At 65.6% G+C, this 25,190-nt stretch carries 18 protein-coding genes; 7 read left to right on the top strand and 11 right to left on the bottom strand.

Annotated features, from left to right (window positions below; translation table 11 throughout):
- Positions 1-61 precede the first annotated feature (61 nt).
- From KIH77_RS02655 to KIH77_RS10595, 6 genes are all read right to left on the bottom strand, one after another.
- Entirely contained in the window at positions 62-2,911 is a 2,850-nt protein-coding gene (locus KIH77_RS02655; protein WP_219099523.1) for a fibronectin type III domain-containing protein, read from the bottom strand.
- Positions 2,908-4,272 carry a hypothetical protein gene (locus KIH77_RS02650; protein ID WP_219099522.1) on the bottom strand — a complete coding sequence of 455 codons (1,365 nt, stop codon included), beginning with the start codon at positions 4,270-4,272 and terminating at the stop codon, positions 2,908-2,910. The genes KIH77_RS02655 and KIH77_RS02650 overlap by 4 nt, the downstream gene beginning before the upstream one ends.
- Positions 4,272-5,147, bottom strand: coding sequence for a heme ABC transporter ATP-binding protein (locus KIH77_RS02645; RefSeq protein WP_219099521.1), 876 nt, complete (start codon positions 5,145-5,147; stop codon positions 4,272-4,274). Before KIH77_RS02645 ends, KIH77_RS02650 begins: the two co-directional genes overlap by 1 nt.
- On the bottom strand, positions 5,144-6,316 hold the full coding sequence (locus KIH77_RS02640; protein WP_219099520.1) for a FecCD family ABC transporter permease: 1,173 nt from the start codon (positions 6,314-6,316) through the stop codon (positions 5,144-5,146). Before KIH77_RS02640 ends, KIH77_RS02645 begins: the two co-directional genes overlap by 4 nt.
- Complete coding sequence (locus tag KIH77_RS02635; RefSeq protein ID WP_219099519.1) at positions 6,313-7,554, bottom strand: heme/hemin ABC transporter substrate-binding protein; 1,242 nt, start codon at positions 7,552-7,554, stop codon at positions 6,313-6,315. Before KIH77_RS02635 ends, KIH77_RS02640 begins: the two co-directional genes overlap by 4 nt.
- Before the next feature lie 709 nt (positions 7,555-8,263).
- Positions 8,264-11,428 (bottom strand): fibronectin type III domain-containing protein, encoded by a 3,165-nt coding sequence (locus tag KIH77_RS10595; protein ID WP_219099518.1) that lies wholly within the window; start codon positions 11,426-11,428, stop codon positions 8,264-8,266.
- Between the two features lie 617 nt (positions 11,429-12,045).
- Here KIH77_RS10595 and KIH77_RS02625 point away from each other — a divergent pair.
- Both KIH77_RS02625 and rpiA read left to right on the top strand, forming a co-directional pair.
- Positions 12,046-13,299, top strand: coding sequence for a ribonuclease H family protein (locus KIH77_RS02625; protein WP_219099517.1), 1,254 nt, complete (start codon positions 12,046-12,048; stop codon positions 13,297-13,299).
- Between the two features lie 208 nt (positions 13,300-13,507).
- Entirely contained in the window at positions 13,508-14,206 is a 699-nt protein-coding gene (gene rpiA / locus KIH77_RS02620) for a ribose-5-phosphate isomerase RpiA (RefSeq protein WP_219099516.1), read from the top strand.
- 376 nt (positions 14,207-14,582) lie between these two features.
- Here the strand turns inward: rpiA and KIH77_RS02615 are convergent, their stop codons facing one another.
- Together KIH77_RS02615 and KIH77_RS02610 are read right to left on the bottom strand one after the other, a co-directional pair.
- The gene (locus KIH77_RS02615; RefSeq protein ID WP_004268639.1) at positions 14,583-14,672 is read right to left on the bottom strand and encodes a 30S ribosomal protein bS22; all 90 of its coding nucleotides are present in this window, start codon (positions 14,670-14,672) and stop codon (positions 14,583-14,585) included.
- 125 nt (positions 14,673-14,797) lie between these two features.
- A complete protein-coding gene (locus KIH77_RS02610) occupies positions 14,798-15,409 on the bottom strand; it encodes a hypothetical protein (RefSeq protein WP_219099515.1) in 612 nt (203 codons plus the stop codon).
- Between the two features lie 66 nt (positions 15,410-15,475).
- Between KIH77_RS02610 and radA the strand changes: the two genes are divergently transcribed.
- Entirely contained in the window at positions 15,476-16,927 is a 1,452-nt protein-coding gene (gene radA, locus KIH77_RS02605; RefSeq protein WP_219099514.1) for a DNA repair protein RadA, read from the top strand.
- Positions 16,928-16,940: 13 nt separating this feature from the next.
- Here radA and KIH77_RS02600 read toward each other — a convergent pair whose 3' ends face one another.
- Positions 16,941-17,582, bottom strand: coding sequence for a hypothetical protein (locus KIH77_RS02600; RefSeq protein WP_219099513.1), 642 nt, complete (start codon positions 17,580-17,582; stop codon positions 16,941-16,943).
- 118 nt (positions 17,583-17,700) lie between these two features.
- Positions 17,701-18,618 carry an iron-sulfur binding domain-containing protein gene (locus KIH77_RS02595; protein ID WP_219099512.1) on the bottom strand — a complete coding sequence of 306 codons (918 nt, stop codon included), beginning with the start codon at positions 18,616-18,618 and terminating at the stop codon, positions 17,701-17,703.
- Between the two features lie 165 nt (positions 18,619-18,783).
- Here KIH77_RS02595 and KIH77_RS02590 point away from each other — a divergent pair, with 165 nt between their 5' ends.
- The 3 genes from KIH77_RS02590 to KIH77_RS02580 all read left to right on the top strand — a co-directional run bounded on the left by KIH77_RS02590 (position 18,784) and on the right by KIH77_RS02580 (position 21,346).
- Complete coding sequence (locus KIH77_RS02590) at positions 18,784-19,383, top strand: tRNA (cytidine(34)-2'-O)-methyltransferase (protein WP_236024414.1); 600 nt, start codon at positions 18,784-18,786, stop codon at positions 19,381-19,383.
- Positions 19,384-19,680: 297 nt separating this feature from the next.
- Complete coding sequence (locus KIH77_RS02585; RefSeq protein ID WP_094664857.1) at positions 19,681-19,953, top strand: ACT domain-containing protein; 273 nt, start codon at positions 19,681-19,683, stop codon at positions 19,951-19,953.
- A 28-nt stretch (positions 19,954-19,981) separates the two neighbouring features.
- Positions 19,982-21,346: a PFL family protein gene (locus KIH77_RS02580; protein ID WP_219099510.1), complete on the top strand. Its 1,365-nt coding sequence runs from the start codon at positions 19,982-19,984 to the stop codon at positions 21,344-21,346.
- 244 nt (positions 21,347-21,590) lie between these two features.
- Here the strand turns inward: KIH77_RS02580 and KIH77_RS02575 are convergent, their stop codons facing one another.
- Positions 21,591-22,949, bottom strand: coding sequence for an MATE family efflux transporter (locus tag KIH77_RS02575; RefSeq protein ID WP_219099509.1), 1,359 nt, complete (start codon positions 22,947-22,949; stop codon positions 21,591-21,593).
- Between the two features lie 355 nt (positions 22,950-23,304).
- Here KIH77_RS02575 and KIH77_RS02570 point away from each other — a divergent pair, with 355 nt between their 5' ends.
- The gene (locus tag KIH77_RS02570) at positions 23,305-25,146 is read left to right on the top strand and encodes a DEAD/DEAH box helicase (RefSeq protein ID WP_308283153.1); all 1,842 of its coding nucleotides are present in this window, start codon (positions 23,305-23,307) and stop codon (positions 25,144-25,146) included.
- Positions 25,147-25,190: the final 44 nt, after the last annotated feature.

Genomic DNA, 25,190 nt, shown 5'->3' with positions numbered 1-25,190 from the left:
CGCCGCAACGGAAAGGAGCCGTACGGTGCGGTTTGGCTCCCGTTGGTTCATTACGCAGCGGCTACAGGCCGAGGCGGGAGTCGAGGGCGGCGGAGGGGTCGAGGCCGAGACGACGGCGGATGAACCAGCCGAGGCCCAATGGCAGGCCGGCCGCCGCCGCAACGCCGCCGGAACCGAGGGCGATGGTCCGCGCGTTGTCGGCGATGAGCGGGGCGGCGGCACCGGCACCGGTCGAATCGGCAGCCGCGTCGTCGGAGGCCGCCGCCGGATCCGCGGCGTCATCGGACTTCGACGAGTCGGTCTTCGCCGCGGCGGATTTCTTCGCGGCGGACGACTTGGCCGAGGAACCGCCACGCGACAGCGCCCCGCCACCGCCCAGACCGGACGACGACGAACCCGACGACCCGCCGGCCGCCGTGGCCGCCGCCGCGCTGCCCGCCCCGGCGCTCACCTTGAACGAGGAGTCGTACTGCACTGAAAGCGGGAGCGTCGGCTTGGCGTAGTCGCGCTGGCTGTTGGCCGTGTACCAGTACGCCGACTGGCCGGTCTCCAGCTGGAAGTCGACGAACGACTGCGGGAACGAGCCCCAGTAGGCGGCGTTCGCCGAGTCCTTCGCCGCCTGCCCGCCATGGTCGCCGCTGGCCTTCACCGCGACGCCCAGGTATTCCGGGGTCTTGGTGAATCCGTGCGCACTGGCCGCCGACTTCACGTCCACGCCTTTGAAGTCGGCCAGATGGATCGTCCGGGGCGACAGCGTGACCCATTTGCTCGCATCGTTCATGTCGGCGCCGTATCCGGAGGCGGTGGCGGTGATCGCGCCGTTGCCGGAGGCGTCGAGGGTGAGCTTGGGGTCGGTGACGCTCCAGTAGGTCATGCCGCCGTAGTAGGCGACGGTGAACGATCCCGTCCAAGAGATCTCGACCGACCCGTCGGCCTGCACGGTCCCGGAGCCCTTCGACAGCACCACCTGCGATTCCGTGTTGATGGAGCGGCCGTCGACGCGTTTGGCCATCTTTACGCTGTCGCCGTCGCGGGTGAGGCACCTGCTGTTCCACGAGGCCGTGACCCACTTGCCGGACGAATCCGGCTTTTCGATGGTGACGTTGCCGTCCTTGGCCCTGTAGAACGATGACGTCCACGTCTTCGACGAGCCGGTGTTGCCCGCCTTGCCGGCGGATATGAAGTTGCAGCCGCCGTAGTAGGCCGCGGAGTTCGTCTCGTCGTTGATGCCCCAGCGCAGGGTGACGTTCTTGTACGTCGTGCCGCCGGCGCTCGACCCGCTGCCGGAACCCGACACGCCTCCAGCCGAAGAGCTGCCGCCGGACGAGGACCCGGCCGCGGTCGTGATGGTCATCGCGTTCGATGCGGCGCCCGGGCCGAGCGCGTTCGTGGCGGTGATGGTCACGTCGTAGGTGGTCGCGGCCTTGAGCCCGGTGATCATGCCGCTGCGTTCCTTCCTGCCGAAGGACGCGATGACGGATTCGCCGCCGGATTTCGGCTTGGCGGTGGCCACGAAGCCGGAGAACTTCGGATCGCCCTTCTCGCCCGGTGCCGTCCAGAACAGTTCGACGCGGTCGGTGCCGGCGTTGTCGTGGCTGGTGAGGGTCGGCGCGCCGGGCAGCCGGCCGACGACGAATGTCGTCCGTGCCACGGCGGCCGCGTCATCGCCGGCGGTCTCGTCGTAGAGTTCGAACGTGTAGGTGCCGGCGAGCGCGTCGGCGGGTACGTCGTATCGCCATGTCGTGGGGTCCGTGGCGGTCGGTTTCAGTTTGTTCGCCACGGTTTCGCCGGCAGGGCTGATAACCCGTCCGGCGTATGACGCATCGGCAGGCCCGTTGCCGGTGAAGGTGATCGTTCCGCCGCGTTCGACCGATTTCGCGCCGGCGGTCACGTTCGGCGTCCGCTTCCATGTGATGGTGATCGGCGAGGCGACTTTGCGCGGCTGGATGGTGTTCGTGCCGCCGCTGGTCGTGTACCAGTACGATGACTGTCCGGTGGCGTTGTTGAACTGCACCCATGTGGCGGGGAACGATCCCCACCATGCGGCGTTTCCGGCGTTCCGGTCGGCCTGTCCGGCGTGGGCGTTCGCCCCGGCGTCGGCTTTCACGCCGAGATAGTCGGGTTGTGCGGTGATGGTTCCATTGCTGCCGTCGAACGTGATCTGCGGGTCGGCGCCGCTGGCCGTCCCGGTGGTGAAGTCGGCGAGGTGGATGGTCGTCGCGGGCAGGGTCTCCCATTTACTGGCGTCGTTCATGTCGGCGGCGTAGCCGGATGCGGTGCCGGTGAGCGTTCCCCTGCCGTTGCTGATGTCGAGCACGGGGTCGCTGATGGACCAGTAGGTCATGCCGCCATAGTAGACGATGGTGAACGAGGCGCCTTTCCATGTGAGGTGAGCCGAGTTCGTGGCGGCGTCGATGGTGCCGGTGCCGCCGGAGAGCCGCACGATGTTTTCGGAATAGGTCGCCTCCCCGTTCATTGTCGCACCGGAGGTCTTGCCGGCGATGGAGGTGCCGTTGCGGTTGGTGCAGCGTGCATCGAATCCGCTCACCCGTTTCATGGTGCCGTCGGATGTGGGTTTGAGGATTTCGGCGTGGGCCGTTTCGTCGACGGTGCGGTAGAGCGTCTTGCCGTCCTTGCCGGTTTTGTTCGCCGTCCAGACGCCACTGCCGCCCGCGTCGCCGGCGGTGCCGGCGGACAGGGCGTTGCACCCGCCGAAGTACGATCCGCCGCCGGTTTCGGGGTTGACGCCCCATTCGAATATGGCGTCGTCGACGTTGGTCGCCGCCGATGATGATGACGCCGCGCCGTCCGCCGCGAACGCCGGCGCGATGGCGGCGACGGATCCGGCGCAGACCGCCACGATGGATGCGCCGGCGCAGATGGTCTTCAGTATGGTGCGGGTGATGCTCATCGTTCGCCTCCCTCATCCGTGGATTCCGCGGTTCGGTTCATGTGTCGTGTGAAGAATCCCCGGATTCCCGACGTCGCCGCGCCGCCGGCCGAAGCCACGGCCGCCCCGGTTGACGCCGCAGCCGCGCCGTCCGTCGCCGCAGCCGCAGCCGCCCCGCCGGCCTCGATCGGTGGAATGACCTGCGTGGCCTGCGCTCCCGCGTCAGGCCGTTGCGCATTGGGAATCGGCAACGGGGCGTCCTCGACCATGGACTGCACCTGGTCGGCCCTCCCCTGCTCCTTGAGCAGCCGCTCATACTGTTTGCGCTTGCGTTTGGCGGATTTCATGGCTTCGCGGGCACGCACGTCCTCCGCCTTGCGTTCGCGTTTGGCGATCTCCTTGTCGAGCGCGGCCGGTGAGACGCCGAGCAGCACCGATTTCATGGCGAGGTATCCGCCGACGCCGGCCGCCAGCACGATGATGGCGATGCCGAGGATGATGACCGCGGCGACGATCAGCCATCCCGCGATGCCCAATGTGGGAACCTGTGTGCTCATGGTGGTCTCCTCCGCCGCCGTCCGCGGCTGTTCCTGCGCGGCGGCAGAGGCCGCTTTCCTCTTCGCTTCCTCCGCGGCCTTCTTCTTCGCCGCAGCCTCGGCGGCGGCCTTCTTCTTGGCTTCCGCGGCCGCCTTGGCCTTGGCGGCCGCATCCTCATCCGACGTCGACGATTCGGCCGTCGTATCCGTCGTTCCGGAATCCCCGGAATCCGATGACTGCTGCGCGGCGGCGAAACTCAATGGCGTGAATGTCTCGTTGCTGGCGTTGACGACGCCGTGGGCGCCGATGGTGATGATGCCGCATTGCACGGCCGTGCAGTCGACGTCGGTCGGATTGTTCGACCGGTCGTAGCTGGTGAATTTCGCGCCGGGCACGGTGATCTTGGCGTTCCATGTGCCATTGGCGGCGATCTGACCGCCGTTCGCGGCCGACGCCGTCGAATCGCCGGGGAACGCGACGAACACGTCGTACCCCGCGGGATTGTTCTCGTCGTCGGGCACGTATCGGTAATCCTGGCCGGTGACGCCGCCCTGCGACGGCTTCCACGAGCCGCCGTCCGGATCGTCCACCCAGCCGAACAGCACGTAGATGCCGCCGAAGCCGCCCTGCACGGATTGGAATCCACTGCCCGACAGGTCTACGGTCGTCTTGCCGTCCGGATTGAGGGAACCGCCCTCGACGTTGACGCTTACCTGGGCGCCGGCCGCCATGGTCGACGGCACGTCACGCAGCACGTCAATCGCCGCGACGACGCCGCACGACAACGCGACCGTCATCATCACGACGACGCAACGACGGAACACACCGACAATATTCCCCATCATCAGCCCCTCCCCCAATGCGTGCCATACACGTTGCGACGAACGACCGGCCGCTTCGGCACGATGATCAATCCGCCCGCCGGATGCGGCAGCACCTCGATCGGGCACTGATAGACATCACTGAGCGTCGACGACGTGAACACCTCCTCCGGCGTGCCCACGGCACGAAGCCGACCGGCCTCCAGCAGCGCCACGCGATCGGACCATGCGGCCGCCGCGTCGAGCGCGTGCACGATGACGACGACCGCGCATCCGGCCGCCGCGTATTCGCGGCCGATGCGCATGAGCATCTCCTGATGTTTGATGTCCATGGCCGCGGTGGGTTCGTCAAGCAGCAGGATCGGCGCCGCCTGGGCGAGCACGCGCGAGAACGCGGCGCGTCCGCGTTCGCCGCCCGACAACGACGTATACACACGGTCGGCGAGCGGCGTGACCTCGGTCATCGCCATCGCGGAGTCGACGATCATATCGTCGTCCATCTCCTCGGCGGTGCCCTCCCACGGGGAGCGGCCCATGCGCACGATGTCGCCCACGCTGAACGGGAACGTCACGTCGACCGACTGCAACAGCACCGAACGACGCATGGCCAGTTCGGTCGCATCCCACGATGCGACCGGCATTCCGAACAACGAGATATCGCCGCCGGCAAGCGGCACGTCGCCGGTGATGGCGTTGAGCAGCGTCGACTTGCCGGCACCGTTCGGGCCGGCCAACGACAGCACCTCGCCGGCACGGATATCCAGACTGATGTCGGAAAGAATGCGGCGTTCGCCGATTTCGACGCTCACATCGTCGAGCTGGAGCACCAGGTCGCCGGGATTCGGCATCTGCGGCGTGCGATGGACGGTGTTCCACGGCAGTTGAATGGCCACGCTCATGCCCAACCCCCTGACTTGGAACGGCTACGGCGAAGCAGCCAGAAGAAGAACGGACCGCCGACGAGCGACGTCAGCATGCCGATCGGCAGGTCGGCGAACTGGATGGTCGTGCGGGCGGCGAAGTCGGCGATGGTGAGCAGCAGCGCGCCGCCGAGCGCGGACGCCGGCAGCAGCACACGGTGGCCGGGTCCGATGATCATGCGCAGCAGATGCGGCACGACCAAACCCACGAACGAGATGATGCCGGCGAACGCGACGGCGGACGAGACCAGCAGCGCCACGGCCAGCATGGAGCAGAAGCGCAGGCGTTCCACGTTCACGCCGAGATGGCGGGCCGGCTTTTCGCCGAGCGACAGCAGGTCGAGCCGCCGGGCCAGGAACTGCACGCCGATGATGCCGATGAGGCACATGGGCGCCACGAGCGCGACCTGCTGCCAGCGGCTGCCGTTGAACGAGCCCATCTGCCAGAACACGATCTGGTCGCGCGCGTTGGTGGGTGCGGCGAACGTGAAGAACGAGATGAGCGCGCCGGCGATGGCGTTGACGGCCACGCCGGTGAGGATCAGCGTGACGATTTCGGTGCGGCCGCCGCGCCGGGCCAGCAGATACACCGACATGGTGGTGGCGAGTCCGCAGACGAATGCGAGGAACGGCGTGGTGAACGCGCCGAGGAACGTCCACCCCATGAGGATGGAGGCGCTGGCGCCCACCGCCGCGCCCGAGGAGACGCCGACGGTGCCGGGTTCGGCCAGAGGGTTGCCGAACACGCCCTGCATGACGGCGCCGGCGACGCCGAGGGCCGCGCCGACAACGATGGCCATGACGATGCGCGGGAAACGCACGTTCCACAACGCCTCGTTGCCGAATGCGCGGGCCGGCCCTTCGAGCCAGTGGATGCCGACCTTGTTGAGCACGGAGCCGATGACCTGGTCGAACGGGATGATGAGCTGGCCGAGCGACGCCGAGACGACGGTCATGACGAGCAGTCCGACGATGAGGATGATGAAGGTGAGTGTGGTCCTGCCCATATGCGGCTTGCCGGCGAGGCCGAGATCGGCGGCGTTGGCGGCGATGCGCCGGCTGCGCGCCTGGTCGGCGCGGGCCGCGGCGGTATGGATGCCGCCGGTCCCGCCGGCCGTGCGCGGGGCGCTGGTTCCGTTGCCTGTCACTTGTTCTCGTTCTCCTGTTTCATCTCGTTCAATCGTTGTTCGACCACTTCCGGCTTGTGTTTGGGCTGGTAGGCCTGGCCGGGCGCGTAGACGGCCGTGGCGAGCGCCGCGAGGACCTGCGCGGTCTGCGGGCCGAAGCTCATGATCTCGTAGTCGCTCATGTCGACGACGCGTCGGTGCTTGCCGGCTGGCGTCTCCTTGATGCCGGGCAGGTCGAGCATGCCGTCGAGTCCGCCGGCCGACTGCACGCCGAGCGTCATGGCGAATATGACGTCGGGGCTGGCCTTGATGAGCGCTTCGGCGTTGGTGGCGGCCATGCCCTTGAACCCGACCTCCTTGGCCACGTCGTTCGCGCCGATGGACTGGATGAGCGAGTCGGCGCCCGATCCTTCGCCGAACCAGTAGTAGATGGATTTGCCGCGCACGTAGAGGAACACGATGCGTGGCTTGCGGTTGACGTCGGCCGGTGCCATGGTTTTCTGGATGGTCTGGATGGTTTGGCTGATTTCGCTGTTGGTGCGTTTGACGAGCTGTTTGCCGAGGTCGCTGACGCCGAGCGCGTCGGCGACGGCCTGGATCTGCGTGCCGACGCCGTTGACGCCGTCGTTGCTGGTGAGCGGCACGAACACGACCGGCACGCCGGACTGCCGCAGCTGCAACTGCACGTCGTAGGGGCCGATGCTGGTGTCGGTGATGATGACGGTGGGCTCCAACGCGAGGATGGCTTCGGCATTGAGGTCCATGCCGTTGACGGTGACCTTGGGCAGTTTGTCCATGCCGGAGGATCCGGTGGCGGTGTCACGGCCGACGAGGTTGCAGCCGAAGCCGAGCGCGTAGACGGCTGCGGCAAGACCGCCGTTCTGGTTGAGCGCGAGGATGCGCGTGGTGTCCTTGACCGTCTGCTTGGGACCGTCGGAGCTGGTGACCGTCACGGGCAGCTTCTGCTGTTCGAACGGCGCGTTGGAGATGGGGATGATCTGGTCGGAGCGAGTGTAGGCGGTGGTGGGGCCGGTGATCTCGCGTGGGTTCTTGAGTTTGGATTGCGTGACGTTGGGAAGTTTCGGCGGATTGGGTGTGGTGGATGCGTCGGGCACGTCGCAGGAGTCGAGGCTTGACTCGGAGATGGTGCCGATGTTGGCGCAGCCGGCCATGCCCATCAGGCACACGACCGCGAGAACGGACGCCAGCGTGGCTTTCGCGTGGCGTCGTGCATCGACGATCAGATGTCCGATGTTCATGAGGCGGATTCCTTGAGGTTGGATTCGATGGCGGATAAGCGGGGCAAGATAAGCGACTGGCTTCCGCAGGCGGAAGCCGTCACGCGGAGCGTGGCTGAAGGTGGTCCAATGGCCGATTGACGCACAGCCACCTCCAGTCCGGCATACGCCGGACAGCCCCCGCCAGCGGGGGCAAGACCGTTGGGACACGGCAGGGTGTCGTCATCCTGAGCGAAGTCCGCGCCACAGCTTTGTCATCCTGAGCGAAGTCCGCCCCGCAGCTTTGTCATCCTGAGCGAAGTCCACGCCACAGCTTTGTCATCCTGAGCGAAGCCCACGCCACAGCTTTGTCATCCTGAGCGAAGTCGCGAAGCGACGGAGTCGAAGGATCTTCGGCTCCCGCTGGCGGGAGCCGTCAGCGCAGCTGACTGAGGGTGGTCGGCGCGCCGTCGCGGTCGGAGGGGTAAAGATCCTTCGACTCGCTACGCTCGCTCAGGATGACAAAAAGGCCGCTCGCTCAGGATGACGGAAAGGCCGCTCGCCAGCGGGGGCCGGTTGCCGAGTCCAATTGGCTCCCCTCATGAATGAGGGGATCTGTCGGCAAAGCCGACTGAGGGGAGTTCACCACAAAACTGCTCCCCTCTCAGCCAAGCTTCACCTGACAGCCACCCCTGCTCACGCGGGGGAGCCAACCCGTTGAAAGGTCGGCTCCCATTGCCGCCGCCGCGATTCAGCGTGTGGCGCGGCGACGGGCGGCGAGCGCGATGCCTGCGCCGGCGGCCAGGACGACGGCCGCGGCGACGATGCCCATGATGGCGGAGCCGGTCTTGCTCAGCTGGCTGGTGGACTTCGTGGCGGTGCCGTTGGCCTTGGCGGAGGCGCCCGCGCTGGACGACGTGGTGCCGCTGGTGCTGGCGGAACCGTTGTTCTGGCCGTTGCCTCCGGTGCTGGTGCTGCCGTGGGTGCCGTTGCCGGCGGCCGGGTCCTTCACGGTGACGGGCAGGGTGGCCTTGACGTCCTTGCCATCGATGGTCGCCGTGATGGTGATGGTGGCCTTGCCGGCCTTGCCGGCGATGACCTTCTGCTCGTCGTAGCCGACGGCGGCGGTCGCCGGGGTGTTGGCGTCGGCGGAGTCCTCGGCCGGGAAGGCGATGACGGTCTTGTCGGAGGATTCCCAGGTCACCTTCTCGCCGTCGACCTTCTCGCCCTGGGCGAAGGCGTAGAGGGTCTTCTCGTCCTTCGTGTTCAGGGTGAGCGAGGTGATGGCCTTCTTGTCCGCGTCGGCGAAGGCAAGCTTCGGCTCGATGGCGGCGGGCTTGGCGGCTTCGGCGGTCTGGGCGTCGGCGGAGCCGATGGCGTTGGTGGCCGTCACGGTCGCCGTGTATTCGGTGCTCGGGTCGAGGTCGGTGAAGACGTGCTGGAAGGTGTTCGCGTCCACCTTAGCGGTCAGGGCCGCGGCACGGGCCTTGGTCTTCGGGGTGAGCGTGACGGTGTAGCCGGTGATGGCGCTGCCGCCGTCGGATGCGGGCTTGGCCCAGCTGACGAGCAGCTCGTGGGCGCCGGCCTGCTTCACGGTCACGTTCTGCGGAGCGGAGGGCGCGACGGCCGGGATCGTCAGATCGGCATCGGCGGCGACGGCCGCGGACTGCTGGCCGTTGGCGTCGATGGCGGTGACGGTGGCCTTGAGCGTCGAACCGGGCTTGGCGACGCCGGCGAAGTCGGCGGTGTACTCGGTCTTGCCATCCGCAGTCTCGACGGTCTTGGTGGCGACCTGCTTGCCGTCCTTGTCGGAGACGACGATGGTGTACTTGGCGACCTTGGAGTCGTAGGTGCCGGCGGCAGGGGCCTTCCAGCTCACCTTGGCGTCGGTGTCGCCGGCCTTGGTGATGGCCACATCGCTCGGCGCGGTCGGAATCTGGGCCTTGAGGGTGATGGCCTGGGCGGTGTCGAGACGACGGTCGGTCAGGGACAGGCCGTGCGCGGCGGTGGTGCCGACCACGTAGGTCTTGCCGTACTGGAAGGTGCCGGCCTTGACGGTGACGGTCGCGGTGAACGCGCCGTCCTTGATGTCGGCGGGCTTGACCCACGCCGATCCGATGAAGTCCTTGGCGGAGGTCGGGTTCTTGCCGGCGTTCCACACGTTGGCGTCGGCGACGACGGCGTACGCGCCGTAGAAGGCGGCGCCGCCGGTGAAGCCGGTGCCCTTGACGGTGAACGTGGTGTCGGCGGCGGGATCGATGCCGTCGGTCGGCTCGACGGCGATGGCCGGCGTGGCGGCCGGATCGGCGTTCGGCGTGACCGCGTCGGAGGCCGGGGACGCGGCGGAGTCGCCGACAGCGTTCTTCGCGACGACGGTCGCCGTGTAGGAGACGTTCTTCGCGGTGAGTTTGCCGAACGTGGCGGTGGTGGCGGTCGCGTCGACGTCCCGGCTGATCGGGTCACCGGTGGACGGGGTGAGCGTCACCGTGTAGCCGGTGATCGCGGAGCCGCCGTCCTTGGCCGGGGCCTTCCAGTCGACCTTCACCTGGTACGGGTCGGCCATGGTGCCGGCGACGGTGGCGGTCGGCTTGGCGGGAGCGGCAGGCGCGGTGGCCTCGGGCGTGGATGCCTTGAGCGTCAAGTCGACGGCGTGGTCGAGGTTGCGGTTGGTGACGGACAGCATGTGCGCGGCGAACGTGCCGACCACGTACTGCTTGGAGGCGTCAAGGGTGCCTGCGGGGATGTCGAGCACCTGGGTCCAGTTGCCGTCCTTGTCGAGGTTGGCGTAGCCGTCCTTCGGGTCGTTGTTCGGACGCACCCACTTCTGGATGGGGAAGGCGTTCTGGTCGGTCGGGACCTTGCCGGGCTCCCAGACGGACTTGTCGGCGATGACCACATAGGTGCCGTAGGCTGCGCCGGAGCCGGTGTATCCCTTGCCGGTGACGGTGATCTGCTGGTCCTTGGTCGGATCGATGGTGGTCGGATCGGCGGCGAGCGTGCCGACGTTGCCCACCTTGCTCGGATCCTCGGCCGCCTTCGCGGTGTAGGAGATGGTGATGGGCGTCGCGGCCTTCGCCTTCGCGTTCGCGTCGCCGGCGGTCGAGTTGTACCAGTAGGAGGACTGGCCTGTCTTCGACTGGAAGTCGACGAAGTCCTGCGGCCAGGAACCGCCATCGGGGGCTTCGGTGGTCTTGATGGAATCGTATTCGGGTGTGACGGTGAAGCCGGTGTCCGTGACCTTCACGTTCTTCAGCTCGGCGATGGTCTTGTCCTGTTCGACGGGCAGCTCCACCCACTTGTTCGGGTCGGTCATATCGGCGCCGTAGCCGCCGAGGTCGGCGGTCAGCATGGCGGTGCCGTCGGCGTTGACCTTAAGTTCCGGGTCGGAGGCGAACCAGTAGGTCATACCGCCATAGAAGGCGACGGTGAACGTGCCGGTCCACTTGATGTCGGCCGTGTTGGCCGCAACGTCCACCGTGCCCTCGCCCTTCGCAAAGTTCACGGTGCCGTCGGTGGAGACGCCCTTGCCGGCCATATACGGGCTGGCGTTCGCGCCCGTGGACGTCTTGCACTTGGTGTCCCAGGTCGGGGTGACGGTCAGGTCGCCGTTCGCGTCCGGGTACTTGATGGTGACGTTGCCGTCGGCGGCCTGGAAGCCGGGCTTGGGGCTGTCCTCCGTCCACTGCTGCTGGCCGCCGCCGGAGTTGCCGGCCTTGCCTGCGGACAGGAAGTTGCAGCCGCCGGCCCAGGCGCCACCGGTGGCGATTTTGCTCAGTCCCCAGCTCAGGGTGGCGTCGCTGGTGGTCTTGGCGGTCGAGTCGGCGGCGGAGGCTGCCGGCACGACGAGGCCTGCGCCGAGCGTCGCCAGGGCGACGACCGAGGCGAGGGCCGCGCCACGTTTCTTGTTCGAGAACACTGTTATTCCTTTCGTCTCATGTTCCCCTTCCCGCGACCGGGACGCTATTCGTCCACCGGCACGGGAACCAACACTGCCCTCACGGGTGATGCCCCAAATGCGGTAACTGGTGACGGGCACGGTTTCCGTGAAGTTCACCCGCACGATACGATGAGGAAAAAATCATTCTCAAGTCTTGTTTTTCCCAGAGGCATTCCGTATTCGCGTACGCGCGATATCAAGAATCATTCCCGAAATCAATAGGTGTGATAAACATCACACTCTTCTTCCGGCCAAGGCATCCATTACGCTGGCAATCATGACGATCACGGCATCAACAGACGGCAGCGCCCTCGGGAATCCAAACGCTGAGCCGTCAAGCAGGACAGTCCGGTGGACTGTCTGTAGGCGAAGGGAGAGGCCGCCAAGGCCTCGACGGGACCGGTTGGATTGCCCGACCCACCACAAGGAGCTGAAACATGACCATCACGGTATCCACGGACGGCAGCGCATTGGGCAATCCTAATGCTGAGCCGTCAAGCAGACAGTCCGGTGGACTGTCTGTAGGCGAAGGGAGAGGCCGCCAAGGCCTCGACGGGACCGGTTGGATTGCCCGACCCACCACAAGGAGCTGAAACATGACCATCACGGTATCCACGGACGGCAGCGCGTTGGGCAATCCTAACGGTCCAATGGGCTGGGCGTGGGCGGACCACGAGGCGAACGCGGGCGGACGGCCCGGCCATGAGCATCCCGGCGACTGCGATGCGGGCGGTGCGACGAACGGCACGAACCAGATCGGCGAACTGTGCGCGGTGCTGGAGGCGTTGCGCGCGCATCCGGGCGATGAGCCGCTCGTCATCGAGACGGATTCGCAGTACGCCATCAACTGCTCGACCAAGTGGGTGCATGGCTGGAAGCGCAACGGCTGGAGGAACTCGCAGAAGAAGCCGGTGAAGAACGCGGAGCTCATCAAGGCCATCGACGCGGAGATCTCCCGCCGCGCCGGTTCGGTGAAGTTCGTATGGGTCAAGGGCCATGCGGGCAACGCCGGCAACGAAAAGGTCGATGAGCTGGCGCGCACGTACGCCGGCGACTGCCGTTCCCAGGTGCGCGACGGATACCTGCCGAAGGAGGGGTGGCAGTCGCTGCTCGGCTCCCCCTATTCCAAGGGCACCGACGTGCCGGCGGATGCTCGGATGCTCATGGATGGCAGCATCACGGCGGAGGAGTATCACCTTGGACGGGGGGAGGGATCCTTCGACTCCGCCGCAAGCGGCTCCGCTCAGGATGACAATAAACATACCGCAAACGGCTCCGTCCGGAACGGCGGGAAGCGGAATGCAAGCGGCTCCGCTCAGGATGACAACAAACGCAACGCGAACGGCTCCGCTCAGGATGGCAGGAAGCAGGATGCGAGTGGCGGCGTCCGAAAGGACCGGAAGGGCGGCGGCACGCGAAACGGCAACGATGATACGGCAACAGGCAGGCAGACCCTGGCGGAACGGCTGCGCAAACCGGAGGGCGTACCGGCGGACCTGTTGGAACACGCAAAAAAGCAGGAGCGGGCCTCTTCGGAGGGTTCCGCACACACCGCCGCAATCACCCCGAAAAAAGCCAACGCCACATCCCTTGCTCACGTCCTCCCGAGCGAGCCAGCCCCCTCTCATGTCATCCTGAGCGAGCGCAGCGAGCCGAAGGATCCCTCACCCGCCCGCCGCAGCGCCTCCGGACTGCGCGCGCAGGGCACCATCCGCATCACTCCCCCGCCGTCGAGCAGCCCGTCGTTCCATGGCGGTTCCGTCACCATCACCGGCACCATCACGTTCACCGGCACGGTGAGCGCCGACGGCACGATGGAGCTCGACGGCGACGTCATCATCGGCCGATAGTTCGCCGAATCCACCGCAAATCCCCGTCGTTCGCCGAATCCACCGCAACACGCCGAGGAAAACCGTCGGAATGCGGTGGATTCGGCGAGTAACCAAAATTTGCGGTCATTTCGGCGAACAACCACGCTCCCAAGTTCCGCGCCGTTGCCTACACTTGGTCAATGAATGTGTAGAACGTTCAAAAACCGGTTTATCGAAGGAGAACATCATGGACAAGGCACAGCAGGACGCTTTGAAGAAGGCGGCGGGCATCGAAGCCGCCAAGCTCGTCACCGACGGCATGATCGCGGGTCTGGGAACGGGTTCGACCGTGCGTTTCCTCGTCGATGAGCTCGGCCGCCGCGTGCAGGAGGAGGGCCTGAAGTTCACCGGTGTGACCACCTCCCGCCGCACGCAGGAGCAGGCCGAAGGCTACGGCATCAAGATCGTCGACGTCGACGACGTGGATCACATCGACGTGACCATCGACGGCGCCGACGAGGTGGACAAGAACTTCGATGGCATCAAGGGCGGCGGCGCGGCCCTGCTGTGGGAGAAGATCGTGGCCACGAACTCCAACAAGATCGTCTGGATCGTGGACGAGTCCAAGGTCGTCGACACCATCGGCGCGTTCCCGCTGCCGGTCGAGGTCATCCCGTTCGGCGCCGGCCATGTCATCAAGAAGTTCGAGGCGAAGGGCTACAAGCCGGTGCTGCGTCTCGACGCCGACGGCAAGGAGGTCCGCACCGACGAGAACAACTACGTCGTCGACCTGCATCTCGGCCGTATCGACCATCCGCATGAGCTGGCCGAGGATCTCATCAACACGGTCGGCGTCGTGGAGCATGGTCTGTTCCTCAACATGGTCGACACCGTGATCGTGGGCGATCCGAACGGTCCGCGCGTCATGACCAACGGCAACAAGTGATGCTTCGGTAATGGGCGTGACGGCTCCGGCTCCTGTCATCCTGAGCGGAGCCGCTTGCGGCGGAGTCGAAGGATCTTCTCGCCCCGCGCGATTCCAAGATCCTTCGACTTCGGGCTTCGCCCTTCGCTCAGGATGACAGAGGTATTGGCCAACCCTTCACTCCGCTCAGGATGACGGAAGTATTGGCGAACCCTTCACTCCGCTCAGGATGATGGAGGTATTGATGAACCCTGCCCCTCGCTCAGGACGATAGACGTACCGAAGGGTCCACGCCCGTCGTCCATGACAGAAAGCCTATGACAAAAGCCCCGGAACCGTAAGGTTCACGGGGCTTTTTCCTACGTCTGCTCGACGCTGCGCCATACGGCGCTGAAGACTACTTGCGCTGGTGGCGAGTCTTACGCAGCAGTTTGCGGTGCTTCTTCTTGCTCATCCGCTTGCGGCGCTTCTTGATGACCGAACCCATCTCAGCCTCCGTTCTATACGTATCGAAAAGATTGCAACTTGCCCAATAGTACTACGGCTTTCGGACTAACACCACCATCCGTGGCGATCGTCGGACAAATCGCCGGACAAATGCATCGGACGCAATCACATGGGGAACTTCTGATAGAACGCCATGACCGCGCTCTTGGAACCGGAGACCTGGAATACGACGGTGTCGTTCTGCCACAACGCCACGGCCTTGTTCTTGTCCTTGGCGTCGGCACGCACCACGTAGGAGCCCTTGTTCGCGCCGGAGACCTTCACGCTGCCGTGGGCGAGCATGTCGCCGGTCAGGGCCTCGGCGAGCTTGTCGTACTGGGTCTTGGCCGAGTCGGCGGTGGCCCACTGGCCCACGAGCATGGTCACGTCCTTGGCCTTGGCTCCGGTCGAATACGAGACGGCGTATTCCTCGATCGGCTTGGCGGACTGCCAGTCCTTGGTCTCCTTGACGCCGGTGCGGGCATAGTCGGTCACGCTGTCGGGCAGGGCCTTCACCAGATCGGTGGCGTCCTTGGGCAGCGCCGACGCCTTGATGGTCGGCGTCGCGGGCGCGGACTGCGTCTGGGCGGCCTCGCCGCCGTCGTTCTGGTTCTTCATGGCCCAGCCCGGCCAGATGAAGGCGCTCAGCAGCGCGACCACGATGACGACGGCCGCGATGACGATGACCACCAGACGGCGACGGGAGGAAGTGGCATTCGCATTACTCGCATTAGACATAGCGCGATTCTCTCACGGCGTTAGGACGCCTTTCGCTTGTCTCACAAAGCCAATAGCGTTGGCGTCATGGCGAAATCATCGACCCGGTATCTGTGCTCCGAATGCGGGTGGAGCGGCGCGAAATGGTTCGGACGATGCCCGGAATGCGGCGAATGGGGCACGGTCGAGGAATTCCACGAGGCCCGTCCGCGTGCCGCCGCCAGGTCGAGGACGACCGTCGCGTCCGGTGCCGCCGGCGCGCGCGGAGGCGTCGGCGCCGCGGCGATATCCCGCACCGCGGCCACGCACGTGCCCGAGACGATGATCACCCCGATCACCGATGTCGATACGCAGGACGTGACCCGCGTGCCCACCGGCTTCGGCGAGTTCGACCGGGTGCTGGGCGGCGGCATCGTGCCCGGTTCGGTGGTGCTGGTGGCCGGCGAGCCCGGCATCGGCAAGTCGACGCTGCTGCTGGAGACGGCCGGCCGGGTGGCGGCGCGCGGCGACGGCAAGGTGCTTTACGTCTCCGGCGAGGAGTCCACGTCGCAGGTGCGCATGCGCGCCAGCCGCATCGACGCCGTCAACGAGAACCTGCTGCTCGCATCGACCACGGACCTTGCCACGGTGCTGGGCCTCATCGAGCAGGTGAATCCGGAGCTGGCCATCGTCGATTCGGCGCAGACCATCATCTCGCAGGACGTCGAGGGCATCTCCGGCGGCTCCACGCAGGTGCGCGAGGTGGCGAGCGCGCTCATCGACGTGGCCAAGACGCGCGACATCCCCGTGCTGCTGGTGGGCCATGTCACGAAGGACGGCTCCATCGCCGGGCCGCGCACGCTCGAGCATCTGGTGGACGTGGTCTGCCAGTTCGAGGGCGACTCGCAGACGGCGCTGCGCATGCTGCGCGCGGTCAAGAACCGTTTCGGACCGACCGACGAGGTCGGCTGCTTCGACATGGGCGGCGAAGGCATCGACGAGGTCGCCAATCCGGGCGCGCTGTTCCTGTCGGATTCCGACAAGCCGACCGAGGGCACGTGCGTGACGTTCACCGTGGACGGCCATCGCAGCCTGCCCATCGAGGTGCAGGCGCTGGTCACGAATTCGGTGCTGCCGACGCCGCGACGCGCGACGAACGGCATCGATTCCAATCGTCTGGCCATGCTGGTGGCCGTGCTGTACCGGCATGGGAAGATTCCGTTGCTGACCAACGACCTGTACATCTCCACGATCGCCGGCGGCCTGGCGAAGGAACCGGCCTGCGATCTGGCCATTGCGGCGGCGTTGTCGAGCGCTGCGTTCCATAGTCCCATCCCCCGCGATTATGCGGCGATCGGCGAGATCTCGCTGACGGGGCAGATTCGCCCGGTGCCGCGTCTGGAATACCGGCTTCGCGAGGCGGCCCGTCTGGGGTTCACTCATGTGGTGACGCCGAAGCGGCGCAGGGGTGCGAAACCCGTCGTCATCGACGGGCTGACGGTCATCGAGGCCGATTCGGTGTCGCGCGCGTTGAAGGCGCTGGGCGTGGAACGTCGGTAGATGCCGGTATCCCCTACTGCACGGTGATGGTGAGGGGGTCGGATTTCACGGCGGCGTTGTCCTTGAGACTGAGCATCGCCACGTAGGTGCCGGCGTCGACGTGCGGCAGTGAGCCGTCCTCCGCGCATTTCTTGCCGGTGCGGTTGGTGTTCCATACGACGGACTGGATGTCCTTGTCGGAGCCGGTCATGAGCAGCTGCCGTGAATCGGCCGGGCATGAGTCGGACCGCCATATGGTCTCGTTGCCGGATGTGATGGTCAGCACGCGGGAGTCGTTCGCCGCGTTGATGAGGCAGTCGGTCTTGCCGCCGTGCAGTATCGTCGCCTTGAAGTTGACCGTGCCGCCGACGCCGACGGTCGTCACGTCGGATGTCAGGGTCAGGGTGACGTCGCTGCCACCGCAGTCGGGGACGCCGGCCGTGGTTTTCGTGTCCGTTTTGCCGTCCGACGGCGATACGGTGCCGGAGGCCGTCTGCGATGACGACGCGGAGGCGGAGCTCGTGCTCCCGGCGAGATGACGGATGCCCGAGACCGCGCCGTAGATCAGTCCGCCGAAGACGGCGAGGACCGCCACCAAAAGAATCGCCGCCACGATGCGGCGACGACGATAGATCTGCTGCTGCCGTCTGCTGATGTTCCTCGCCTTTTTTGCCATGCCTCCGAGTGTAGGGGCGTCCGGCGGCGATCGTTGCCGTGCCAGACGATTCCTAGCGGCATTTCCACATCATGAACGACGACGACGCCGTCACGGCGGTCGCGGCGTCATCGTGACGTCACCGCGGCAGCGTCAGAGAACCGTCCGGCAGGATGTCGATGAGGCCGTCGTCGTCGAGCGAGGCGATGCATGCGGCGAGCTGGCCCTGGTCGGCCCACAATGATTCGATTTCGGCGCGTGGCACGCCGGCGGACGCGCCGTCGGCGCCATGCCGCCGACGAAGCGCCTGCAATATGATGCCGCGCACCTGACGGTCGGTGCCTTGGAACCGTTGGCGGGGCCGGGTGCGCCGCTCCCCCAGTCCGGGCAGGCCGGCGGCGAGGAACGCGCACTGTTCGGATATGGGACAGATCTCGCACATCGGTTTCTTCGCCGTGCAGACGACGGCACCGAGCTCCATGACCGACTGGTTCCATATGACCGACTTCGCGACGTCGGCGGGCAGGACGTCGTTGGCGAGGTCGCGTTCGAATCGCGTGGCGGCGCCGCCACGCGATTCGACGCCGAGCAGCACGCGGGAGAGCACGCGGCGGATGTTGGTGTCGATGACGGCGACGCGGCGGCCGAACGCGAAGCTTGATACGGCGCTGGCCGTGTAGTCGCCGATGCCGGGCAGGGACAGCAGCGTGTCATGGTCGTCGGGCAGCACGTTGCCGTACCGGTCGGCGACGACGCGGGCGCATTCCTGCAGGCGCAGCGCGCGACGGGGATATCCGAGACGCCCCCACGCGGTGATGACCTCGGCGGTGGACGCCTTGGCGAGCGCGGCGGCGTCGGGCCAGGCGCGCATCCAATCGGTCCAGTACGGCACGACGCGGCTCATCTGCGTCTGCTGGCTCATGACCTCGGAGACGAGCACACCCCACGGGGTCGCGCGCCCGAACCGCCATGGCAGGTCACGGGCGTTGGCCTCCCACCATGCGGCCAGGCGTGCGCGAATCGGTTCGCGGGCGTTGTCGATATGTTCTTCCTGCATCACTGCAACCATGCCAACACCATGCGACGGCGCGGATTCAGGTGCCTGCCCGTATGAGGCCCGTGTCGTTTGGCGTTTCTATCCTTGACGATTGTGAATACGGAACAGAACCCCACGAATCCCGCCGAGAACAACGGCACCGACCCTGAGTCCAAGGTCGAGAAGATGTTCGAATACGGCTACCGCAAGTCGAACTACGGCCCCGACGAACTCGTGACCGACGCCCACGGCAATCCGATCAGCGTGGTGGACGCCATGCTGTCCGCCGAGAAGGCCGCCGAGGCCGAGACCGTCACCCCGCACCTGTGCTACTACTCGCCGCGCATCCCCGGCAACACGGGTTCGGCCATCCGCCTGTGCGCGGTGACCGGCACGATCCTGCATCTCGTGGAGCCGCTGGGCTTCAACCTGCGCGACACGAAGCTGCGCCGCGCGGGCCTCGACTACCACGACATGGCGCATGTGGTGCTGCATCCGAACTTCGACAACCTCGTGGAGTCGATGCCGAACTCGCGCATCATCGCGTTCACCGCGCACGCCACCAAGCTGTACACGGACATCGAATACAAGCCGACCGACATCCTGCTGTTCGGCCCCGAGCCGGGCAACATCCCCGATCCGATGGACATCATGGAGGGGCCGCATGTGGCGGAGCAGGTGCGGCTGCCGATGCGTCCGAGCCTGCGCAGCCTGAACCTCACGAACTGCGCCTCCATCGCCATCTACGAAGCCTGGCGCCAGCTCAATTTCGCTGGCGGCGCGTGAAGCAAAACAGTCGACAGACTGTTTTGTAGCGCCGCGAGCCGCGATTCATCGAGCGGCGAGGAAACAGCATCCGAAGGATGCCGACAGGAACCGGCGCGTGAAGCAAAACAGTCGACAGACTGTTTTGTAGCGCCGCGAGCCGCGATTCATCGAGCGGCGAGGAAACCAACGAGGTCCCTGCCGTGCCAGTCAATTGAGACTTCGCCGGCACGGCAGGGAAACGGCGGGTAAACTGGAAAGGTCCGGTGTTTTCAGCCGGGATGGATTCAACGGTTGTACGGTCTTAAGGGAGACTTCATGAACAAGGCAATCATCACCGTCGTCGGTCAGGACACGGTCGGCATCATCGCCCGCGTCTGCACGTATCTGTCGAAGCACCACGTGAACGTGCTCGACATCTCGCAGACCATCATCGACGGCTTCTTCAACATGATGATGATCGTCGACTATTCCGAATCCGACAAGGATTTCAGCGCCATGGTCGGCAATCTCGAGGATCTCGGCGACGACATCGGCGTGCGCATCCGCTGCCAGCGCGAGGAGATCTTCACCAAGATGCACCGCGTGTGATACGCGCCGCGGGAAGGGATTACATACCATGCTGAATATCATGGAGGTCCACGAGACCAATCAGATGATCGAGCAGGAGAAGCTCGACGTGCGCACCATCACGATGGGCATCAGTCTGCTCGACTGCGCGGCCGCCGACGTGGACACCGTCTGCGACAACGTCTACAACAAGATCACGTCGTATGCCAAGGACCTGGTGAAGACCGGCGAGGAGATCAGCCGCGACTACGGCATCCCGATCGTCAACAAGCGCATCACCGTCACGCCGATCTCGCTGGTCGGCGCCAGCTCGTGCAAGACGAGCGACGACTTCGTCAAAATCGCGCACGCGCTCGACAACGCGGCCAAGAAGGTCGGCGTCGACCTGATCGGCGGCTATTCCGCACTGGTCTCGAAGGCCATGACCCCGGCCGAGGAGCTGCTCATCAGGTCGCTGCCCAAGGCGCTCGCCGAGACCGACCTCGTGTGCTCGTCGGTGAACGTCGGCTCCACGAAGACCGGCATCGACATGAACGCGGTCGAACTGCTCGGCCACATCATCAAGGACACGGCCGAGCTCACGAAGGACAACGACTCCTACGGCTGCGTGAAGTTCGTGGCGTTCTGCAACGTGCCGGACGACAACCCGTTCATGGCGGGCGGATTCCATGGCGTGACCGAGGGCGACGCCGTCATCAACGTGGGCGTCTCCGGCCCGGGTGTCGTCTCCCGTGCGCTCGATGCCGCCAAGGGCAAGGACTTCGAGTTCCTGTGCGAGACCATCAAGCGCACCGCGTTCAAGATCACGCGCGTGGGCCAGCTGGTGGCGCAGGAGGCGTCGCGCCGTCTCGGCATCCCGTTCGGCATCATCGACCTGTCGCTGGCCCCGACGCCGGCCGTGGGCGATTCGGTCGGCGAGGTGCTGGAGAAGATCGGCCTCGAACAGGTTGGCGCGCCCGGCACGACGGCCGCGCTGGCCATGCTCAACGACCAGGTGAAGAAGGGCGGCATCATGGCGTCGTCGTACGTCGGCGGCCTGTCCGGCGCGTTCATCCCCGTCTCCGAGGACAAGAACATGATCGACGCCGCCACATCCGGCTGCCTGACGATCGAGAAGCTCGAGGCCATGACCTGCGTGTGCTCGGTCGGCCTCGACATGATCGCCATCCCCGGCGACACGTCCGCCGCCACGATCTCCGGCATGATCGCCGACGAGGCGGCCATCGGCATGGTGAACCAGAAGACCACGGCCGTGCGCGTGATTCCCGTGGCCGGCAAGGGCGTGGGCGAGATGGCGAACTTCGGCGGCCTCATGGGCTATGCGCCGATCATGCCCGTCAACCAGACGGGCTGCGAGGCGTTCGTGACCCGCGGCGGCCGCATCCCCGCCCCGATCCACAGCTTCAAGAACTGACGAACAACCGTCGAGCAACCCCTCCTGTCTCCCGTCATCCTGAGCGGAGCCGGTTGCGGCGGAGTCGAAGGATCCGGAACCGACCAGTGGCGCAAGATCCTTCGACTCCGGGCTTCGCCCTCCGCTCAGGATGACAACAATCACCCCGGAGCTGTGCCCTCCGCTCAGGACGACGGTGGCTGTCCCGGGAGCTGTGCCTTCCGCTCAGGACGACGGTGGCTGCCCCGGGAGTCGTGCCTTCCGCTCAGGACGACAAAGAACGGCTCGCCCCCAGCATTCCGCGCTTCCTCATGTACATGACGTAGTACGGCACCTCGAACAGCAGCATGGCGCTCCATCCGATCGCGCATGCGAAACTGATGCCGTACATGCCCAGCGATCCGATCAACACCCACGTGAACACCGCACGCAACGACGCCTGGATGAACGTGGAGACCAGCGTGACCGACATGTTCCCCATGCCGCGGAAGAACCCCTGGATGCCGTTGGTGAACGACGGGAAGATATAGAACAACGCCATCGTCGTCAGATACTGGCTGCCCAGGTCGACGACGCGCGTCTGGTCGGCGGTCACGAACAGGTGCATGATCGGCCGGTGCAGCAGCAACACGACCAATCCGATGAGAATCCAATAGAAGAATTCCAAGCGAAGTCCCGCACGGAATCCGGGACGGATGCGATCAGTCCTCCCGGCGCCGCGGTTCTGCGCCACATACGTCGTGATGCCGTGCGAAATGCTCTGCTGCGGCGTGAACGCGAAATCATCCACACGCGTGACGGCGTTGAACGCGGCGATCACATCCACGCCCAACGAATTGACCGCGCCCTGAATGAGCAGCTTGGCGATCGGCTGAATCGACTGCTGCAGCGCCGTGACCGAACCATACTCCCACGTCGTGCGCAGCAACGCGAGGTCTATGCCGAATTCGTCCCGCCGAATACGGAAGTCGGGCATCCTCCACGCCATGAACACGGCGGTCATCGTCATGGCGAGCGCCTGCGCGATGACGTCGGTCGTGGCCGCCCAGTCGATGCCGAAGCCGAGGAATCCGATGCAGACGAAGTCCAGCAGGCCGTTGACCGTCAATGCGATGCTGAGGAACACCAGCGGGGTCTTCGAATCGCCGGCGCTTTTCAGCGCGGCGGCGAGCGCGTTATAGCAATACGTGAACGGCACGCCGAGGAACGTGATGCGCAGGTACGTCCTGGTCATCGCGAACGCTTCCGCAGGAACGTTCAATACGCGCAGCAGCGGCACGGTCAGCGCGAATCCCAATGCGGCGACGGCAACCGACACGATCAACCCGGAGATGATGGTCGTCGACATCTCGCGTCGCAGGCGTGAAAGGTTCTTCGCGCCGTAGTATTCGCTCATCAGCACGCCGGCGCCCATCGTCAGGCCCGAGATGCCGAGGATCAGCAGGTTCATGATCGGGCTGGCCATGCCGGTGGCGGCGAGCGCCTCCTTGCCGATGAACCGGCCGACGATGATGGCGTCGAGCGCGTTGTACGACAGTTGGAAGACGTTGGTCAACACCAGCGGAACGGCGTAGTTCACGAGATGCGGTGTCGGTCTGCCTTCGGTCATGTCGATTGTTGCCATGGTTGCATACTAGGCTCGCCAATTCACGAATCATCAGTTACTGCCGATTTTTGCATGATTTTGAGGGGTATCTGGCGATTCGTGAATTGGATGCCGCGCAACGCGCCGACATCCGCACTTCCCCATATAATGTTTTCTCGTCCGGGACACGAAAGCACCCGGCATCGCTGATTTCATCATCGGGGCACATTCAGGCGACCGCTTTCCCTATCGTTCGTTGTGGGCAAGTATGCGGCGATCTCGCGCGCATGAGGTCGATATATGTATCGCGATAAACGGTTTGAATCGCGATATTCCGAGGCGGGAGCATGCCCGCCGTGTTGTATAACGCTTTCTTGATTTCCGAAAGGCAATAGTGTCCGATATCAATATGCCCATCGAGGGCGTCACCGAAGAGACGACGATTACCGAAACAACCACCGATAACGACGAGACGACGGCCCCTGCCGAACCCCCCCAGCCCACGTTCTTCGAGCTCGGCGTGCCGAAGCCGATCGTCCGCGCGCTCGCGGACGACGGCAAGACCCGCGCGTTCCCCATCCAGGCCGATACGCTGCCGGATTCGCTCAAGGGCCGTGACATCCTCGGCCGCGGCGCGACCGGTTCCGGTAAGACGCTCGCGTATTCGATTCCGCTGGTCGCGCGGATCTCCCAGCGTGCGACGCCGACGCGTCCGCGCGCGCTGATCCTCGCCCCCACGCGCGAGCTGGTCAATCAGATCAACGACGTGGTGTCGATGCTCGCCGACGCCCGCCATATGAAGACGACGACCGTCTACGGCGGCGTGCGCCAGAACCGTCAGGTCAACGACCTGCGTCGCGGCACCGACATCGTGGTGGCCTGCCCGGGCCGCCTGCAGGACCTCATCAACCAGCACCGCTGCCGTCTTGACGACGTGGAGGTCGTGGTGATCGACGAGGCCGACGAGATGGCCGACATGGGCTTCCTGCCCGAGGTCACCAAGCTGCTCGAACAGGTACCGGAGGACTGCCAGCACATGCTGTTCTCGGCCACGCTCGACAACGACATCGATTCGCTGGTGAAGCGTTTCCTGCATGAGCCGAAGGTGCATGAGATCGATTCCGCCACCGCGCAGGTGGCGACGATGACGCAGCATGTGTTCCAGGTGTCCGCGAAGGACAAGCCGGGCGTGGTCGAGGCGTTGGCGTCGGGCACGGGCAAGCGCATCATGTTCACGCGCACGAAGAGCTTCGCCACCGAGCTGACGGCGCGTCTGATCGCGGCGGGCATTCCGACGGCCGAGTTGCAGGGTGATCTTTCGCAGAGCCTGCGCGAACGCAACATGCGCGCGTTCCGTTCGGGCGAGGTGCATGTGATGGTGGCCACCGATGTGGCGGCGCGAGGCATGGACATCAGCGGCGTGGAACTGGTCGTGCAGATCGACCCGCCGCGCGATCCGAAGTCGTTCCTGCATCGTTCCGGCCGCACCGCGCGCGCCGGCAAGGACGGCGACGTGGTGACGCTGGTCACCTCGCATCAGCGTCGAGGCACGGCCCGCATGCTGCGCCGCGCCGGCATCGACTGCAAGTTCGTGCGTGTGACGGCGGAATCCCCCGAAGTGCTGGAGCTGGTCGGCGAGAAGGCGCCGCTGGTCGACGACTGGACGTTGCCGATGCTGGACAACGGTGCGAAGAAGAAGGGCCGTCGCGGCGATGGGCGTGGGTTCCGTGGCGGCCGTCGCTTCGACGACCGGGGCCGTGGCGAGCGCCGCCGGGATGACCGCCGTGGCGACCGTCCGTTCCGTGGTCGCCGTGACCATGGGCGTGACGACGACCGGTTCGCCTACGCCGACGACCGCCGTGGAGGACGCAGGGACTTCAAGCACGACCGTTTCGACCGTGATTTCGACCGTCGCGAGCGGTTCGGCCGCGGTGACGAACGCTTCGACCGTGGCGGGCGCAAGGGTCGCTTCGACCGTGACGACTACCGCAAGGACCGCCGCAACGACGACCGCCGTGACGGTTTCTCACGCGGTGGACGCCGGAACCGTTCCGAACGGGATTTCGACCGCTTCGAAAACGGTGGATTCCGCAGGAACCGTTTCGAGAGGAAGGACCGTCGCGACCGTCAGGATGATTTCCGTCGCGGGGGCCGCAACGGCCGCGGCTACGACAGGGACGCCTCGGGCAAGCACCACCACTCCACCAAGCGCGACCGCCAGCACTCCTACCGCTGAGCGCCGTTCATGAACGGGACTTTTCTCCCCTGAAGCAGGTCCCG

Origin of the sequence: Bifidobacterium pluvialisilvae (assembly GCF_019331695.1) — a bacterium.
GTDB classification, from domain to species: Bacteria; Actinomycetota; Actinomycetes; order Actinomycetales; family Bifidobacteriaceae; genus Galliscardovia; species Galliscardovia pluvialisilvae.
This window is presented reverse-complemented; position numbering and strand designations above follow the sequence as displayed.